The sequence below is a fragment of the Mucilaginibacter sp. OK098 genome, from assembly GCF_900142915.1.
Taxonomy (GTDB): domain Bacteria; phylum Bacteroidota; class Bacteroidia; order Sphingobacteriales; family Sphingobacteriaceae; genus Mucilaginibacter.
In genome coordinates this window covers 96,364-114,192 of record NZ_FRCM01000012.1, presented here as the reverse complement: position 1 = coordinate 114,192, position 17,829 = coordinate 96,364, and the positions used below count along the sequence as shown (strand labels likewise).

Below are 17,829 nucleotides of genomic sequence, written 5' to 3'. Positions count from 1 at the left end.
GGTTATAAAACAAGAAACCCCTTCATCGTTAGATGAAAGGGACTTGATAAGATTTGGCACCGACCTACTCTCCCACATTTTACTGCAGTACCATCGGCTCTGGCGGGCTTAACTTCTCTGTTCGGAATGGGAAGAGGTGGACACCGCCGATATAGGCACCTGAATTTCTTTTAGTCATTGGTCATTGTGTCATTAGTCATTTGATTTGACTGATGGCTATAACCGCTAACTTAATATCTTTTTTTTGTTCCTGATCTTATTGTCTGCTTGCTTAGTCCAATGACTAATGACAAGTGACTAATGACCACAAACTTAAACATAATTGAAAGAAGCAAATAAATTGAGAAAACAACAGTTTTAGTGTTCGGTTCATTAGTACTTATTCTTCGTTTACCGGTATTGCTACCAATGAACTAATGAACCAGTGACTAATGAACCATAATTACCTGCTATGAGAAAGCTTCGGGCGATTAGTATTACTTGGCTATGATGTCACCACCTTTATACCTGTAACCTATCAACGTAGTAGTCTGCTACGACCCTCAATGGAAGTCTCATCTTGTGGCTAGTTTCGCACTTAGATGCTTTCAGCGCTTATCTATTCCGAACGTAGCTACTCTGCAATACAGCTGGCGCCATAACAGATTCACCAGTGGTTCGTCCAACCCGGTCCTCTCGTACTAAGGTCAGCCCCACTCAAACTTCCTGCGCCCACAACAGATAGGGACCGAACTGTCTCGCGACGTTCTGAACCCAGCTCGCGTGCCACTTTAATGAGCGAACAGCTCAACCCTTGGGACCTTCTCCAGCCCCAGGATGTGACGAGCCGACATCGAGGTGCCAAACCTCCCCGTCGATATGAGCTCTTGGGGGAGATCAGCCTGTTATCCCCAGCGTACCTTTTATCCTTTGAGCGATGGCCCTTCCATGCAGAACCACCGGATCACTATATCCGTCTTTCGACCCTGCTCGGCTTGTCTGCCTCACAGTCAAGCAAGCTTATGCTATTGCACTCCTCATACGGTTACCAAGCGTATTGAGCTTACCTTTGAAAGCCTCCGTTACCTTTTTGGAGGCGACCACCCCAGTCAAACTACCCGCCAAACAATGTCCTCCGCATTACGGAGTTAGACACCAGATACAGAAAGGGTGGTATTTCAACGTTGACTAACATACTCCTAGCGAAGCATGATCACAGTCTCCCACCTATCCTACACATCCTGTAGCCGATTTCAATGTTAAGTTGTAGTGAAGGTGCATGGGGTCTTTCCGTCCCGTTGCGGGTAACCGGCGTCTTCACCGATACCACAATTTCACCGAGCTCATGGCTGAGACAGCGCCCAGATCGTTACACCATTCGTGCAGGTCGGAACTTACCCGACAAGGAATTTCGCTACCTTAGGACCGTTATAGTTACGGCCGCCGTTTACCGGGGCTTCGATTCAATGCTTCGGTTTAACCCTAACATCCCCTCTTAACCTTCCGGCACCGGGCAGGTGTCAGGCCATATACGTCATCTTTCGATTTTGCATAGCCATGTGTTTTTGTTAAACAGTCGCCTGGGCCTTTTCACTGCGGCTGATATTGCTACCAGCGCCCCTTCTCCCGAAGTTACAGGGCCATTTTGCCGAGTTCCTTAGCCATGATTCACTCGAGCACCTTAGGATTCTCTCCTCGACTACCTGTGTCGGTTTACGGTACGGGTTTTTATAACCTGAAGCTTAGCGGGTTTTCTTGGAAGTCTGATTACCTGAACTATCACATCCCCCGAAGGTTCTGCGTACTATCAGCTTTCAGCATGGTCTGCGTACTTTACTACAGTCCATATACCTACGGCCTTTAACGAACTATTCCGTCAGTTCGCGTCAGTGTCACTACTCCGTCACCGCATCGCAGTTATAAAAAGTACTGGAATATTAACCAGTTGTCCATCGGCTACGCCCTTCGGCTTCACCTTAGGCCCCGACTAACCCTGATCCGATTAGCGTTGATCAGGAAACCTTAGTCTTTCGGTGGGCGGGTTTCTCTCCCGCCTTATCGTTACTTATGCCTACATTTGCTTTTCTAAGCCCTCCACAGTCAGTTACCTTCCTGCTTCACCGGAATTTAGAATGCTCCCCTACCAGTATACATTGCTGCATAATCCATAGCTTCGGTATACCACTTGATGCCCGTTTATTATCCATGCCCGATCGCTCGACTAGTGAGCTGTTACGCACTCTTTAAATGAATGGCTGCTTCCAAGCCAACATCCTAGCTGTCTGTGCAATCGGACCTCGTTAGTTCAACTTAGTGGTAATTTAGGGACCTTAGCTGATGGTCTGGGTTCTTTCCCTCTCGGCCCTGGACCTTAGCACCCAGAGCCTCACTCCAGCGTATATTATTAAGCATTCGGAGTTTATCTGGATTTGGTAGGATTTGACTCCCCCGCACCCAATTAGTAGCTCTACCTCTTAATAACTCAACCGCCAGGCTGTTCCTAAAAACATTTCGGGGAGTACGAGCTATTTCCCAGTTTGATTAGCCTTTCACCCCTACCCACAGATCATCCGGAAACTTTTCAACGTTTATCGGTTCGGTCCTCCAGTACCTGTTACGGCACCTTCAACCTGTCCATGGGTAGATCACAAGGTTTCGCGTCTACCTCCCCTGACTATACGCCCTATTCAGACTCGCTTTCGCTTCGGATCCGTGTCTTAAACACTTAACCTTGCCAGGAAAGAGTAACTCGTAGGCTCATTATGCAAAAGGCACGCCGTCACGGATCAAGTCCGCTCCGACCGCTTGTAAGTACACGGTTTCAGGTTCTATTTCACTCCCCTGTTCGGGGTTCTTTTCACCTTTCCCTCACGGTACTGGTTCACTATCGGTCTCTCAGGAGTATTTAGCCTTACCGGATGGTGCCGGCAAATTCCCACAAGGCGTCTCCGACCTCGCGGTACTCAGGATACCACTATTCCATTATCTATTACCCGTACGCAGCTCTCATGCTCTATGGCCGGGTTTCCCACCCCGTTCCGGTTTTATTTAATGTTCATGTTGTGGTCCTATAACCCCGGTTATGCCGTAACATAGCCGGTTTGGGCTTCTTCCCTTTCGCTCGCCACTACTCAGGAAATCACTGTTGTTTTCTCTTCCTCTGCTTACTTAGATGTTTCAGTTCAGCAGGTTCGCGCATTTATGCAACTATTCTTCAAATAGTTAGGTTTCCCCATTCGGAAATCTGCGGATCAATTCATATTTGCTGATCCCCGCAGCTTATCGCAGCTTATCACGTCCTTCATCGCCTCTGAGAGCCAAGGCATCCCCCGTGTACCCTTTCTTACTTTCTTCTACTATACCGCCTTTTGCTCGGTATGTATGCTTTTTTGATTCTTGTTGCGTTCATTAGCTCACTCGTTCATTGGTTCATTAGTATTGCTACCTCTTTACCTTTAATCTTTGTAAACTTTTGAAGCCTCAACAGTCCTCTTCTGTTGTTTTCTCTTTTAATTTACTTCTTCCAATATGTCAAAGAACTTTTACCCCGGTCTTCCATTGCGGATCGCCTTTTTCATTATCCATGCCTTGGTAGGCAAATGGTGGGTTCGTGGAGAATAACGGATTCGAACCGTTGACCCCCTGCGTGCAAGGCAGGTGCTCTAGCCAGCTGAGCTAATCCCCCTTTGGATGAGTTAATTAGTGACTAGTTAATTAGTGATTAGTTAACTAGTGATTAGTTGTTTCCTCCTAATCGCTGATCTCTAACCTCTGATCTCTATTTCCCTAACGCCTCGCAGCTTTGCTGCGCCGTAGTCCCGAGCAGATTTGAACTGCTGACCCCTACATTATCAGTGTAGTGCTCTAACCAAGCTGAGCTACAGGACTGTTTGTTATTTCGGATTTCAGATTTTCGATTTCGGATTTAACAATCGTTTTCTCGTAAATCGTAAACCGTAATTTCTTACAATCTCGCCGCCCACTTGACTGTCACCTTACTAATGGCTTCATCTTTTGGGTTTTCCTTTTGTTTCGTTTTAATTAGTGAAGGACTGATGTAGTGAATTAGCGATTGATTTAGTTTCTCAACCCAATCAACCATTCAACTTAATCAACCTAATCAACTAATATATAAGAACCTGGTCATGTAGCTAAACAGCTTTCGCTATTACGCTTATAAGAGAGAGATTTGTGGATACTGCTCCAGAAAGGAGGTATTCCAGCCACACCTTCCGGTACGGCTACCTTGTTACGACTTAGCCCCAGTTACCGACTTTACCCTAGGACGCTCCTTGCGGTTACGCACTTCAGGCACTTCCAGCTTCCATGGCTTGACGGGCGGTGTGTACAAGGCCCGGGAACGTATTCACCGCAGCATTGCTGATCTGCGATTACTAGCGAATCCAACTTCACGGGGTCGAGTTGCAGACCCCGATCCGAACTGTGAACAGCTTTTTGAGATTGGCATCCTGTTGCCAGGTAGCTGCCCTCTGTACTGCCCATTGTAGCACGTGTGTAGCCCCGGACGTAAGGGCCATGATGACTTGACGTCGTCCCCTCCTTCCTCTCTATTTGCATAGGCAGTCTGTTTAGAGTCCCCACCTTAACGTGCTGGCAACTAAACATAGGGGTTGCGCTCGTTGCGGGACTTAACCCAACACCTCACGGCACGAGCTGACGACAGCCATGCAGCACCTAGTTTCGTGTCCCGAAGGACTGATACGTCTCTGTATCATTCACTAACTTTCAAGCCCGGGTAAGGTTCCTCGCGTATCATCGAATTAAACCACATGCTCCTCCGCTTGTGCGGGCCCCCGTCAATTCCTTTGAGTTTCACCCTTGCGGGCGTACTCCCCAGGTGGAATACTTAACGCTTTCGCTTTGACGCTAACTGTATATCGCTAACATCGAGTATTCATCGTTTAGGGCGTGGACTACCAGGGTATCTAATCCTGTTTGATCCCCACGCTTTCGTGCCTCAGCGTCAATCATACCATAGTAAGCTGCCTTCGCAATTGGTGTTCTGTGACATATCTATGCATTTCACCGCTACTTGTCACATTCCGCCTACCTCTAGTACATTCAAGCCCATCAGTATCAAGGGCACTGCGATAGTTGAGCTACCGTCTTTCACCCCTGACTTAACAGGCCGCCTACGCACCCTTTAAACCCAATAAATCCGGATAACGCTTGGATCCTCCGTATTACCGCGGCTGCTGGCACGGAGTTAGCCGATCCTTATTCTTACCGTACATTCAGCACAATTCACGAACTGTGGTTTATTCCGGTACAAAAGCAGTTTACAACCCGTAGGGCCGTCTTCCTGCACGCGGCATGGCTGGTTCAGGCTTGCGCCCATTGACCAATATTCCTTACTGCTGCCTCCCGTAGGAGTCTGGTCCGTGTCTCAGTACCAGTGTGGGGGGTCATCCTCTCAGATCCCCTAAACATCGTAGCCTTGGTAAGCCATTACCTTACCAACTAGCTAATGTTCCGCATGCCCATCCTTATCCTATAAATATTTGATGAAATCACAATGCTGTGTCTTCATATTATGCGGGCTTAATCTCTCTTTCGAGAGGCTATCCCCCTGATAAGGGTAGGTTACATACGTGTTACGCACCCGTGCGCCACTCTCATGGAAAGCAAGCTCTCCAATCCCGTCCGACTTGCATGTATTAGGCCTGCCGCTAGCGTTCATCCTGAGCCAGGATCAAACTCTCCATTGTAAAATGTTTTGTTTGTTCACTGACCCTATTATTAATAATAGAATCTGTAAAATTTCGTGCCCGGTGGAGTTCGTCGTTTGAATCGCTTCTCTCTTCTATTCCGATCCGTTCACTGTTGTATCTTTATACAGTATCCCTTTTCTCTCTTTGTTTCGTAACAGTGATCTACCGTTACGCTACATGATTATCCAGTATCTTATAAGAACTTTTACGCCTTTCTGTCTCAGTCAGGCTATATGTTTTTCTGGTTGTTACGCCGTCTAACTTTCATTTTTTATTGATCCGGAAATCGCTTCCTTCTCCCTTTTTGTTTCGGAAATTTCTTTCCTTTTTTTTAGCTTTCTTTTCCGGAATCGCTCCCCTCTTTTCTCAGCTTCCGACGCTCTTCCGTTTCCGGCTTCCTTTCGTTTTTTCGCCCCTTTCTTTTGGGACTGCAAAGGTATGAACCTTTTTTAAACTTGCAAACTTTATTTTTTTTATTTTTTGTTTGCCTCTTTTCCCCGCTTCCCCTCTCTTTTATCTCCCTCGTTTGCGGGCTGCAAAGATGTGACTTTTTTTTCTTCCTGTCAAGCCTTTTTTTAACTTATTTTTTAGCCTTCTTCTTTATCACTTTCTCTTCAAATAACAACGCCTTTTTTCTAAAGCGGTCACAAATGTACAGAGTTTTTAGCTACCTGCAAAAAGAATATTACATTAATTGAAACAATTGCTGTAACTGCTTGTAAACTACCATCTATTTTATGCAATTATCTTTAATATACATGCGTTAATAATGGCAATTGCCTAATTCGTATCTTTGAAACTGATATGAGCGAATACATTTTTCCTGAAAATTTCCTTAATTCATTAAACGGGGAACCCGGATTTGAGGTCGAAAACTTTGTGAATGCGCATCAAAATAGTGCATCGCCTACTTCCATCCGGAGAAATCCTTTTAAAAAATCAATATTAAAAACTGACGGGCAGGTGCCCTGGTGCCCCGAAGGGTACTATTTAAATACGCGTCCCTCCTTCACATTCGATCCGCTTTTCCATGCCGGGTGTTATTATGTGCAGGAAGCATCGTCAATGTTTATTGATCATATCCTTAAATATATAAGGCAAACTGATGGCGGGTCTATAAAGGTGCTTGACCTTTGCGCTGCGCCTGGCGGTAAAAGCACGCTCATCAATTCAGCCATTAACAGCAGTGATCTTTTAGTATCAAACGAAATAATAAAAACCCGCGTACCTGTTTTGTCCGATAACCTTAACCGCTGGGGTACTGCCAATACTATAGTAAGTAATAATGATCCGCGTGATTTTAGCAGGCTTACCGGTTTTTTCGATACCATACTGGTTGATGCGCCATGTTCAGGTTCGGGAATGTTCAGGAAAGATCCGGCGGCAATGAATGAATGGAGCGAGGCCAATGTTAACCTGTGCCACCAGCGTCAGGAACGCATCCTGGCCGATGTTTACCCTGCATTAAAAGAAGATGGACACCTTATATATAGTACATGCTCTTATTCGCACCAGGAGAACGAGGAAATTGTGGATTGGCTGTGCCGTGAATTTAACATGGAAAGCATACGGATACCTATATATAAGGAGTGGGGAATTGTTGAAGCTGAATCGCCGGAGCAAAAGGCATGGGGTTATCGCTTTTACCCGGGCAGTGTAAAGGGCGAGGGCCTGTTTGCCGCCTGTTTAAAAAAGAAAGAGCAAACTGATGAACCACCATCCTTTAAAACAAAAGGACATCAGAAACTGGCGCTATTAGAAATAGAGCTTATAAAGAAGTATATCAATGATCCTGAGAGCTACTATTATAATAAGGTGAATGATGACTGGCTGGCCATAAGCCGCGAGCATAAAGAAAGCCTGGACACTTTACAACGGCACCTGTATATAAAGAAATCGGGCGTACGGATCGGTAAGCTAATGGGGAATGACCTAATACCCGATCACGAGCTGGCGCTTAGCATATATATTAATAAGGATAAGGTGCTGCAAACGGAGTTAAATCTTGAACAAGCCATCCAATACCTGCGCCGTGATAACATCGACATAAATATAACTGATAAAGGCTGGAGCCTGATGACATTTGAAGGGCAAGCTTTAGGCTGGGCAAAGCTGCTGCCGAACAGAATAAATAATTACTTCCCCAAAGAGCTGAGGATATTGGCAAGCGCCCCTGACGCGCTGAAGTAAACCTAAAAGACATAAACGCGGGGGTTAAGATGAAATATCTTAACCCCCGCGTTTGGTATAATTAATTATAAATAGTCTTATTGAACGTCCCACCAAACCCTGTCGGCAGTGGTTGCACTTTGTTGAGGTTGTGGATTTGCCAGTAATTCTGTAGAAGAATAAGGAAATCTACGTGGAATATATTGAACGTACGCATTTTGAACCAAAGAGAGTACAGGGTAGCCAGTACGTCTCCAATCATTATAAGCTTCAACTGAAAGGAAATCGGTCACATATTTTTGGCCAATGATCTGGGCCTCACCGTTAGCAGCTGTTAAAACAGGTAAAGAGGTAAGGAAAGTGGCCTGATCTGATGTGCTAACACCTAATTGGGACATATTGGCTGCAATTGCAGCTTTATATACCGATGCCGCTGCAGCAGCGCCTGATTTGATAAAGGTAGCTTCTGCCTGTAAAAATAAGGCCTCGCTGTAGGTTGCTACAATTAATGGCGCAGCGGCCCCGGTAACGTTATCAGTATTTACAGGATCAACGCCACCAAAATAAGTTCCTATTGTGGCATATACAGTATAATCCGGGGCAGGATCAGCTCCGGAAGGACGTCCTACATATTTACCATCAACGCTTTTGTTAGCTATAACAGGCAAACGGGGATCGGCAGTATTGTTTAATCCGTCAACAAAAAACTTAGCTAATACCACACCGCCTGCACCGGGTTCAGTACCACCAAACCAGGGATTCTGGTCGTTAGCGCTTCCGTTGTAAGCAATGCTGGCGTTATCACCGTTTGAACTAAAGCCATTTTGCAAAGCAGTTAAAGCACTGTCGGCTTGCGCAGCAGCAGTGTGACCAGGCGCTTTAGTTAACCTCATGTAGTACCTTGCTTTAAGTGTATACATGAATTTTTTCCACTTACCCATGTCTCCACCGTAAATAAAATCGTCATTTGAAGGTGCTATAGGGCTTGGGGTTTGATTAACATAATAAATTGCACTGTCTAAAAGCATTTGTACTGCATGATAAATAGCTTGTTGACTATCATATTTAGGCTTTGAAATACTTGTATTAAGTGCCTGTGAGTAAGGTATATCATTCCAAAAATCAGTTGCCACAGCAAGGTTATATGCAAATAGGGTTTTACCAATTGCAATGTATTGATTGTGATGAGCTGCCTCTGCCTGGTTAATCATAATTTTTAAGTTCTCAAATATTCCAGGGTATAAACCGAACGTCCAGGTATTATTTACATCCTCAGGAAACACCTCATAAGTCTCAAGAGTTGGTGTTGGCTGGTTTATTGACACTTGCTGCGTCCAATAGGTAGAAGCGGCGCCAACTTCGCCAACGATGGTATTGCCGGCCATTGTTTTTTCAATAGGCCCTAACAATAAAGATTCGCTAACCTTAAGCGTATGATTTGGGTCAGTATTAACGTCTAGGAACTTTTTACATCCTGTGCCAATTAATACAATACAAAATAATGTAAGTGGTATTTTTATATATTTTTTCATCTTAATTCTCTTTTTGTGTTATTATTAAAGTGTAGCTTTTAAACCAATAATAAAGCTGCTATTTGATGGTACCACAAAATTGGCAAAGCCCTGTCCGTTGCCGCTTCCATCCAAACTAACTTCAGGATCTGAACCTGTGTAGTTTTTATGCAGGATAAAATTGGTACCTGTAAAGCTCAGGGATAATTTTTTAACTACTTTTCCAGTTAAAAAAGAACCGAAGCTATAACCTAATGTTACCTGTCTCAACTTAATATATGAACCATCTTCAACTGATGATTCATCAACAGCAGATAATAAGTTGGTATAGTAATTCTGGTTTAGCGGAACTGCTGTGGTATTAACTTTGCCGGTGCTTTGTATTATACCGGGAAAGGTTTTAAGCTCGCCCCTGCTTTGGGTAACAATTGGTGTACCGTATACAAACAGATAGTGGTTATCCAGGTTTAGGATATCACCGCCATGTTTCCAATCAAGCACAAAAGACAAAGAAAATGACTTATAGCTAAATGTATTTGTCATACCGGCGGTAAACTTAGGGGTAGCATTCCCAATTGGTGCAAGGCCATTAGCAACCTGAGGATAAGCATTATCGCCTAACAATAACTGGCCGCTTGAGTTACGAAGAAAATGTGTACCATAAATAACCCCATATGCTTGGTTTGGATAAGCAAAAATTCCCGGATTTACGAAACCACCAAACTGAAGGTAAGGGATGCCCGGGGCCAGGCTCAATACCTGGTTTTTGTTTTTAGCAAAGTTTACATTAATATCCCAGTTAAAATCTCTTGATTTTATTGGTGTACCGCCTAATACAATCTCAATACCGCGATTTCTTATTGAACCCGAGTTTAAGCTTGCTGCTGTAAAACCAGTTGCCGGAGCCAAAGGCGTGTTCGGCGATAATAAGTCTGAACTGATTTTGTTATAGTATGTAAGGTCAAACGATAACCTGTTTTGGAAGAATTTAAGTTCCAGACCAGTTTCGAATTCTTTAATAACACCATTTTTAAGCGGATAAGCGTAAGTATTGGTCAACTGAAATCCGTTTTGTGAGCCAATCGGAAATCCACCAGCCTGATAAAAAGGGTTAGTTAGCGAATATGGCCCTATATTGCTATCGCCAACTATTGAGTAACCCAACCGTACTTTACCATAGTCAAAAAAGCTATGTGACAAGCCTAATGCCTCTGTGAAAATAAAACCACCGCTGGCAGAACCATATGGATAGAATTGTTTGTTTTTTGATAACACAGATGACCCATCCTCGCGGCCGGTTAAAGTAAGTGATAGCATTCTTTTATACTCCAGGTTAACCTGTGCATAAAAACCTAATTTTCTTTGCAGATAGGAACCATAACTAGCCGTTACATGATTAGCATTGCTGATATTATAAAATCCTGGTACTGATAAGTCGGCCCCATTAGTATAATTGCTGGTAGTATATTGCGAAAATAAATTATTACCAATTATTGCATCAAGCGTTAAATCTTTAGCAATGTCTTTTCTTGCTTCTATAATCAAATCATTGTTAAATTGCATGAACTGATTGTCGCGCATCCATAACTGGCCTAATCCGTCCCCGCCAACTACGCCAACATTTTCATGATAATTTGAATTGTTGAAGTAAATGTCGGCACCAAATCTTTCCGTAACTGTCAACCATTTTAGAGGTGTATACACAAGGTTGATTACAGGTAAAATGCGGTTGGTATTATCCTGTAGCCCTGTGTTGGCAACTAACCAATAAGGATTGTTCCTTGAGCGGCGATAAAGTTGCTGTGATCCATCAGGATTTGTCGTTGGCAGTGGATTCCAGGAAATAGGAGCCGCGTAAATAGTCCATATCGGATTTGATAAACCATTGCCTTCAAGCAAACGATGATTGGCAATATTAACATAGTTAAACTGTGTAGTTAAAGTTAAATTGCTGGCTAATTTAGTAGCATATTTAGTGAAAAATGAATTACGAATGTAATTTGTGCTGGGCTCGGTACCGTCTGTTTTTAAATAAGAGTACGAGATTAAATAGCTCGATCTATCGCTGTTCCCGCTAATGCTTAAGTTATTGTCAGTTGTATGCCCTGTTTTAAAGAAATCTTTAACATTGTCTCTTCTTGGTACAGATTGTCCATTTACCTTAAGAGTATCAATTTTAGGTCCCCATGAGTAACTGCTGTAATTACCCTGCACATTTCCGTTCACATATTTTCCATTTAAGCCTTGTGCATATTCATTTTGAAATTTAGGAAGTATAGGATTGTTAAAGGAATAGCTTGAACTGAAGTTTATAGTTGGTTTGCCAGTTCCGTTTTTACCCAGTCCACCTTTTGTAGTAATTAAAACCACACCTCTTGAACCCGCAGAACCATACAAAGCAGTTGCGGCAGAACCCTTTAATACACTAATACTTTCAATAATGTTAGGGTCAATATCACTACCGCGATTGGCAGTGCCCCCATTACCCAAAGGACCGCCGGGGTTACCAGCTTCGCTATTATCAATAGGTATACCATCAACAACAATTAAAGCGGTGTTATCTCCAAACAAAGTACTGTTACCGCGAATTAAAACTTGCGACGAACTGCCTGGCATACCACTTGAGTTTGTGATTTGTACACCGGCTATTTTACCTGCCAGGGCATTTATCAAGTTGTCCTGCTTAGCGTCAACCAATGCAGCACCAGTTACCTGCTGGTTAGCATAATTCAACAATCTTTTATCACGTTTAACACCCAGTGCCGTTACAACTACTTCTGTTAAGGCTGTGTTTGATGATTTTAGTGCAATAGATAAAGTTTGAGCGTTGCCAACGGAAACTTCCTTAACTTCATAACCTAAGGCACTAATAATTAAAATGGCATTCCTATCAACGCTGATTTTAAAATTGCCCACCCCGTCCGTACTCACACCTGTGTGTGAACCTTTAGATCGAACTGTCGCTCCGGGAATTGGCTCCCCGGTTTCATCTTTAATTATGCCTGATAGATCCCGCGTTTGAGCAAATGCGAGAACCGAACATAAAAATGTAAATACAAATAATGTAAATGCTTTTTTCATACAGTTAATAGTTAGTTAAAAATTAAAGCTATGCAATTTTTAATAACTCATAGTGTATTTTTAATGTTACGCCAACATTTTATTAATATAATGTTAAAAATCAGGCATATTTTTATTTTAAGGCGCGCGAATTTTTGGCTTGTTTAAGTTATGAGAGAGAGATTTTTTAATACTTGAATATTTATTTTCAGATAAGAAGAAAAATCCGCCCCGGCCACTTTTTTATCTGCCGAATTAATAGTTTTCAGCATTAATACCAATTGATTAAAGCCATGACGGTTTGATTATTATTCGCTGCAGGCATTAATTTTCAAGAATTGTATCATAAACTAATCATTCAAAAATTGCACATTTGCACATCCGCACATCAAATACACATTTGCACATCAATAAAGAATGGATCAATACTTTATTATAGACTTCGATAGCACTTTTACACAAGTTGAGGCTTTGGACGAACTAGCCCGCATCTCCTTAAAAAATCATCCCGACCGCGAAAATATTTACAAACAAATTGAGGACCTTACCAATGCCTCGATGGAAGGCAGGCTTTCCTTTACCCAAAGTTTGGAGAGCCGGGTTAAACTTTTACAGGCCAACCGCGAGCATCTAAAGCAACTGGTTACTCATTTAAAGAAAAAGGTATCAACCTCTTTTAGCCGTAATACCATCTTTTTTAAGAATCATGCGGATGAGGTGCTCATCGTATCAGGCGGATTCAAGGAGTTTATTATCCCTGTGGTAACTGAATATCATATTAAAAAAGAAAACATTTACGCTAATACTTTTGTGTTTGACGCAGATGGCAACATAATAGGCTATGATCGTGAAAACCCATTGAGCCAGGAAGGTGGCAAGGTTAAGCTTTTAAAGGAATTGGATTTACCAGGTGAAATTTTTGGCATTGGTGATGGCTATTCTGATTTCCAATTAAAGGAATCAGGCATGATCAAAAAGTTCTTTGCTTTTACCGAGAATATCGAACGAAAGTCGGTTGCAGAAAGAGCAGATCACATTACACCGAGCTTTGATGAATTTTTGTATATCAACAAACTACCCAGAGCCATATCATATCCCAAAAACCGGATTAAGTGTTTGGTTGTTGGCGAAGTTGAGGAAGATGCCCTGGCACAGATGAAAAAGGAAGGCTATAATATTCGCCATCGCGATAGCATAGATGAAAAATACCTGGAGGAAGCCGGAATTCTGTTTTGTGATGAGGCCCACCAGCCCACTCCCGAGCAATTGCAAAACGCGGGCCGATTGAAAGTGATAGGTGTTTTTGGTAAGATCAGCAATCGCAAGCTGGCAGAAGCTGCCTGCGAAAATGGTATTATTATTTTTGACGATCCTAAACACAACCCCCGAAATGATGATTTTATCCCTAAACGGGTGATGGCTTTTATGAACGAGGGAAAAACGCATACTAGCTGTAACTTCCCTGATCTGCAGCCGCCGCGGATTAATAATGCACACCGTTTAATTCACATCCATAAAAACGTACCGGGCATACTGGCTAAGATAAATGAAGTTTTTGCCCGTCATAACATTAATATAGTAGGCGAATTTTTGGTAACCAACGCACAAATTGGCTATGTAATAACCGATGTTAACACCGGTTACGATGCCGAAGTATTAAATGAGCTGAAAGCAATTGAGCAGACGATAAAATTTAGGCTGTTGTATTAGGTAGTTCATGGTTGATAGTTCATGGTTCATGGCCGCTGCAATTTTACTATGAACTATCATCTATGAACTATGAACCAAACGGCACCACCAAAACGGGTACTTCCGCATGACGCACAACATGTTCAGCAACGCTGCCCATCAACAGGCGATCAAGGCCGCTGCGTGAATGAGTGCCAATAACAATCAGGTCGGCGCCAAATTCTTTGCTGCAATCTATAATACCGTTAGCTGTTGAGCCGTATTCGGTAAAATGAGTTACCTCCATATCGCCGGCAAATTGTTTTATAGTACGTTCAACAATATTTTCCGATTGATTTTTTTGAATATCCAATAGCTCCATATCCTGGAAGGTTGCATTATTGAGCGCTGACCCCATCAATGGATCAATCCCGCCCGAAGGGGGCATGATTATAGGTTCAACAATATTTACTATTCCTACCGAGGCATTAAACTTATGCGCTATATCAAAACCGTACTCGGCAGCATGCGCTGCATACTTGCTATCGTCAATACCGATAAGAATTTTACTGATCTTCATGGTTGAAAAGGATTGGTTTTACAGGTAATAACAAATTAACAGCAATATGTTTTGTTTAAGCTGATATTAAGTATACGACCTTAAGACTGCATACGCTCCATTATGACTTTTCTTCCTACATTTGGCGATGCATTTCTCTCCCGAAATAGAAGAACGCCTGGCGCAATTACAAGAAAAATATGAGGCTATGGGCCAGGATATGGTATCATACCTGGATGGTTTACTTCATGCCGATTTTTTAACCTACTGGGATTATATCCATTTAGATACTTTGTTAAGCCTCCAAAGTCCTAAAACGCCATTCCCGGATGAGGAGATCTTTATCATGTATCACCAGATAACTGAACTGTATTTTAAGCTGGTATTGCATGAGTGTGAGCAAATAACAGCTGCGCAACCGTTAAGCCCTGAATTTTTCACTATCCGCTTAAGGCGCATTAATAAATATTTTGAAGCGCTTACCCATTCGTTTGATATTATGATTGACGGGATGGATAAAGAGCAATTTTTAAAGTTCCGGATGTCGTTATTGCCGGCAAGCGGCTTTCAATCGGGCCAGTACCGGATGATTGAGATCTATGCTACTGATTTTACAAACCTGGTAGCCAAGGATAAACGCGAAGAGTTAAGAACTGCCTCTATCGAGGACCAGTTTGAATACATCTACTGGAAGTTTGGCGCTACCGAGCTATCAACCGGCAAGAAAACACTAACCCTTAAACAATTCGAAAAAAAATACGCTAAAACCTTTATTGAGCTGGGAAGGGCCTGTGCCATCAATAATTTTTACGCCTTATATAAGCAATTGAAAGGTGCGGGGCAATCAAATACCGATCTGGAAGATGAATTAAAGCAGCTGGATATAAACGTAAATGTAAACTGGCCGCTGGTTCACTATAAATCTGCCGTACGTTATTTAAACCGCGAACCGGAAGAAATAAAGGCTACAGGCGGCACTAACTGGCAGAAATATTTGCCTCCGCGTTTTCAAAAACGCATTTTTTACCCAGCATTGTGGAATGAACACGAAATTAATGAATGGGGAAAGGGTTGGGTGGAAAAGGTTTTGAAGGAGGTGAAGTAGGTAATGACACTACAATTATCAAATTTTAAATGTCTCCGGCTTTATATTTTGCACCTCAATAAATACCTGGTGCAAATGATTAAAGTCATTATCGGTTGTCACCAGTTTTAAACCAAGCAAAGCCGCTGTTGAGGCTATCCATAAGTCATTTTTACCCATATTTCTTGGTGTTGAAAATTTACTGTCAAGATAAGCGGGGTTCTTACATTGAGAAAAAGCATCAATTTCGGTATATATGTTTACCAGGCTTTCGTTGACTTCAATAATTGTTACTTCATCCAATAGCTCATACATTATTTGTGACTTTGTTGGGGCCCAACTATTCTGCAGTGCAATTGATTTCAACTCGGCAACAGTAACAATCGATACATAAACCTTTTGATTATTCGGGTTAATGGCTTTGCCTATTTGCTGTGAGCGCAAATTTTTCGTAAGGAAGATAAGGATATTGGTGTCAAACAAAAGATTCATTTACTTTCTCTCAATGTTTTTAGTGCTTGCTCAACTTCTTCGTCTGTAAGGAAAGCATCTTCGGGTAACTCTTTCAAACGGGCTGCGAGGTCCCCAAAATTTTTTCCTAATTTATTAGCAAAAGCAGTAGTACCGCCAGCGGCCAATATTTCATCTATGGAGTATGCTTTAACCCTTGGAAATGATGATTCCAGGTTTTCGGTTGTCTTAATATTATTTTTGCCCATTTTCCTAAACTCCTTTCTTATTAAACAAATTTACGAATATTTGTGTGATCCCAGACATCCTTATGCGGAATTCACATTGTCTTGACGAGGTAAAATTCTCATTATCTACTATTTTACGGATCATCAACCATTAATTCAAATTACCATCTCCCAAAAAAATTTCCTACCTTGCCATTTTCTGAATTATAAACACTTAAGGCCATGACAGAGACGCTGGACATCAAGATCACTAAAACCAATCATTCCCGTTTACAGGAAACGGATTTCAACAACTTACCCTTCGGTAAAACATTTTCTGACCACATGTTTGTGGCCGATTATGCCGATGGCGAATGGAAGAATTTTCAGATAGTCCCTTATGGCGAAATTGGTTTAAGTCCGGCTATTTCATCATTGCATTATGGCCAATCTTTTTTTGAAGGAATAAAGGCCTATAAACATGCCGATGGGCAGGTAACTATTTTCCGTCCGGATAAAAATGCTGCACGTTTCAATAAATCTGCGGAACGTTTATGTATGCCAACCTTACCGGAGGAGATCTTTCTCCAAAGCATTGCTGCGGTAGTTGACATCGACCGCGATTGGGCACCTGCAAAAGCTAACCATGCCTTATATATAAGGCCGTTTATGTTTGCTACAGATCCTTTTTTAGGCGTAGCACCATCAAACACCTATAAATACATGGTTTTGTTATGCCCAGTAGGCCCATACTTTTCAAAAACTTTACGGGTTAAAATAGAAACACACTACACCCGCTCTGCAGAAGGCGGAATGGGTTATGCAAAATCGTCAGGTAACTATGGGGGTAGTATGTACCCAGCTAAAAAAGCTACCGAAGAAGGCTTTGACCAATTAATTTGGACCGACGCAAAAGATCATCAATATATAGAAGAAATGGGAGCTGCAAACGTGATGTTTGTACTTGATGGAACGTTGATAACCCCATCAACCCGCGATACTATTTTAGATGGCGTTACCCGCGATACCGTACTAACGCTTGCCCGCGAATGGGGCATGCCGGTTGAAGAACGCCGCGTGTCAGTAGCTGAAATTATTGAAGGCGCTAAAACAGGAAAATTACAGGATGCGTTTGGCGCTGGTACTGCAGCTACCATTGCAGCAGTAGGCTCAATAAGCCATAATGGTGAAGAGTACTTTTTAAGCGATCCAAAAACCCGCGAGTTTTCACAAAAAGTATTAAAAGAGCTTGATAATATTAAATATGGCCGTGCAACCGATGCACATGGCTGGAATTATCCGGTGCTATAAGCATCAAGCTTATAATATAAAGCCTCAATTTAACCGGATGACATGGTTAAATTGAGGCTTTTCTGTTTCCAGGCTTGAT

9 protein-coding genes, 2 tRNA genes and 3 rRNA genes are annotated in these 17,829 nt (G+C 42.5%); 4 read left to right on the top strand and 10 right to left on the bottom strand.

The annotated features are described in order from the left end of the window. Positions 1–51 precede the first annotated feature (51 nt). From rrf to BUE31_RS29195, 5 genes are all read right to left on the bottom strand, one after another. Positions 52–163, bottom strand: a 5S ribosomal RNA gene (gene rrf, locus BUE31_RS29215). 288 nt (positions 164–451) lie between these two features. After that, positions 452–3,332: ribosomal RNA gene (locus BUE31_RS29210) — 23S ribosomal RNA — on the bottom strand. Positions 3,333–3,590: 258 nt separating this feature from the next. Next, positions 3,591–3,664, bottom strand: a tRNA-Ala gene (locus BUE31_RS29205). A 128-nt stretch (positions 3,665–3,792) separates the two neighbouring features. After that, positions 3,793–3,867: transfer RNA gene (locus tag BUE31_RS29200), tRNA-Ile, on the bottom strand. Between the two features lie 319 nt (positions 3,868–4,186). Beyond that, a 16S ribosomal RNA gene (locus BUE31_RS29195) occupies positions 4,187–5,708 on the bottom strand. Together the 16S, 23S and 5S rRNA genes with 2 tRNA genes alongside form the textbook arrangement of a ribosomal RNA operon. Positions 5,709–6,515: 807 nt before the next feature. On the opposite strand from BUE31_RS29195, the gene BUE31_RS29190 reads away from it, so the two are divergent. Further along, complete coding sequence (locus BUE31_RS29190; protein ID WP_073407436.1) at positions 6,516–7,901, top strand: methyltransferase RsmF C-terminal domain-like protein; 1,386 nt, start codon at positions 6,516–6,518, stop codon at positions 7,899–7,901. 77 nt (positions 7,902–7,978) lie between these two features. On the opposite strand, the gene BUE31_RS29185 is transcribed toward BUE31_RS29190, so the two are convergent. Both BUE31_RS29185 and BUE31_RS29180 read right to left on the bottom strand, forming a co-directional pair. Then, entirely contained in the window at positions 7,979–9,412 is a 1,434-nt protein-coding gene (locus BUE31_RS29185; RefSeq protein WP_073407434.1) for a SusD/RagB family nutrient-binding outer membrane lipoprotein, read from the bottom strand. A gap of 24 nt (positions 9,413–9,436) precedes the next feature. After that, entirely contained in the window at positions 9,437–12,472 is a 3,036-nt protein-coding gene (locus tag BUE31_RS29180) for a SusC/RagA family TonB-linked outer membrane protein (RefSeq protein ID WP_073407433.1), read from the bottom strand. Between the two features lie 396 nt (positions 12,473–12,868). Between BUE31_RS29180 and BUE31_RS29175 the strand changes: the two genes are divergently transcribed. Continuing rightward, positions 12,869–14,161 carry an HAD-IB family phosphatase gene (locus tag BUE31_RS29175; RefSeq protein ID WP_073407432.1) on the top strand — a complete coding sequence of 431 codons (1,293 nt, stop codon included), beginning with the start codon at positions 12,869–12,871 and terminating at the stop codon, positions 14,159–14,161. A gap of 67 nt (positions 14,162–14,228) precedes the next feature. Here the strand turns inward: BUE31_RS29175 and BUE31_RS29170 are convergent, their stop codons facing one another. Further along, the gene (locus tag BUE31_RS29170; protein ID WP_073407431.1) at positions 14,229–14,699 is read right to left on the bottom strand and encodes a universal stress protein; all 471 of its coding nucleotides are present in this window, start codon (positions 14,697–14,699) and stop codon (positions 14,229–14,231) included. A gap of 127 nt (positions 14,700–14,826) precedes the next feature. Here BUE31_RS29170 and BUE31_RS29165 point away from each other — a divergent pair, with 127 nt between their 5' ends. Further along, the gene (locus BUE31_RS29165; RefSeq protein WP_073407430.1) at positions 14,827–15,783 is read left to right on the top strand and encodes a tryptophan 2,3-dioxygenase family protein; all 957 of its coding nucleotides are present in this window, start codon (positions 14,827–14,829) and stop codon (positions 15,781–15,783) included. Positions 15,784–15,801: 18 nt separating this feature from the next. Here BUE31_RS29165 and BUE31_RS29160 read toward each other — a convergent pair whose 3' ends face one another. Then, positions 15,802–16,254 (bottom strand): type II toxin-antitoxin system VapC family toxin, encoded by a 453-nt coding sequence (locus tag BUE31_RS29160; RefSeq protein ID WP_073407429.1) that lies wholly within the window; start codon positions 16,252–16,254, stop codon positions 15,802–15,804. Further along, positions 16,251–16,481, bottom strand: a complete 231-nt coding sequence (locus BUE31_RS29155) for a hypothetical protein (protein WP_073407428.1) — start codon at positions 16,479–16,481, stop codon at positions 16,251–16,253. Before BUE31_RS29155 ends, BUE31_RS29160 begins: the two co-directional genes overlap by 4 nt. A 201-nt stretch (positions 16,482–16,682) precedes the next feature. On the opposite strand from BUE31_RS29155, the gene BUE31_RS29150 reads away from it, so the two are divergent. Then, positions 16,683–17,750 (top strand): branched-chain amino acid aminotransferase, encoded by a 1,068-nt coding sequence (locus BUE31_RS29150; protein ID WP_073407427.1) that lies wholly within the window; start codon positions 16,683–16,685, stop codon positions 17,748–17,750. The last annotated feature ends 79 nt before the right edge of the window (positions 17,751–17,829 follow it).

Excerpts from the sequence above, each read along its gene's own strand:
- BUE31_RS29155 (WP_073407428.1), bottom strand. The coding sequence starts at position 16,481 with ATGGGCAAAAATAATATTAAGACAACCGAAAACCTGGAATCATCATTT.
- BUE31_RS29185 (WP_073407434.1), bottom strand. The coding sequence starts at position 9,412 with ATGAAAAAATATATAAAAATACCACTTACATTATTTTGTATTGTATTA.
- BUE31_RS29150 (WP_073407427.1), top strand. The coding sequence starts at position 16,683 with ATGACAGAGACGCTGGACATCAAGATCACTAAAACCAATCATTCCCGT.
- BUE31_RS29180 (WP_073407433.1), bottom strand. The coding sequence starts at position 12,472 with ATGAAAAAAGCATTTACATTATTTGTATTTACATTTTTATGTTCGGTT.
- BUE31_RS29175 (WP_073407432.1), top strand. The coding sequence starts at position 12,869 with ATGGATCAATACTTTATTATAGACTTCGATAGCACTTTTACACAAGTT.
- BUE31_RS29160 (WP_073407429.1), bottom strand. The coding sequence starts at position 16,254 with ATGAATCTTTTGTTTGACACCAATATCCTTATCTTCCTTACGAAAAAT.
- BUE31_RS29170 (WP_073407431.1), bottom strand. The coding sequence starts at position 14,699 with ATGAAGATCAGTAAAATTCTTATCGGTATTGACGATAGCAAGTATGCA.
- BUE31_RS29190 (WP_073407436.1), top strand. The coding sequence starts at position 6,516 with ATGAGCGAATACATTTTTCCTGAAAATTTCCTTAATTCATTAAACGGG.
- BUE31_RS29165 (WP_073407430.1), top strand. The coding sequence starts at position 14,827 with ATGCATTTCTCTCCCGAAATAGAAGAACGCCTGGCGCAATTACAAGAA.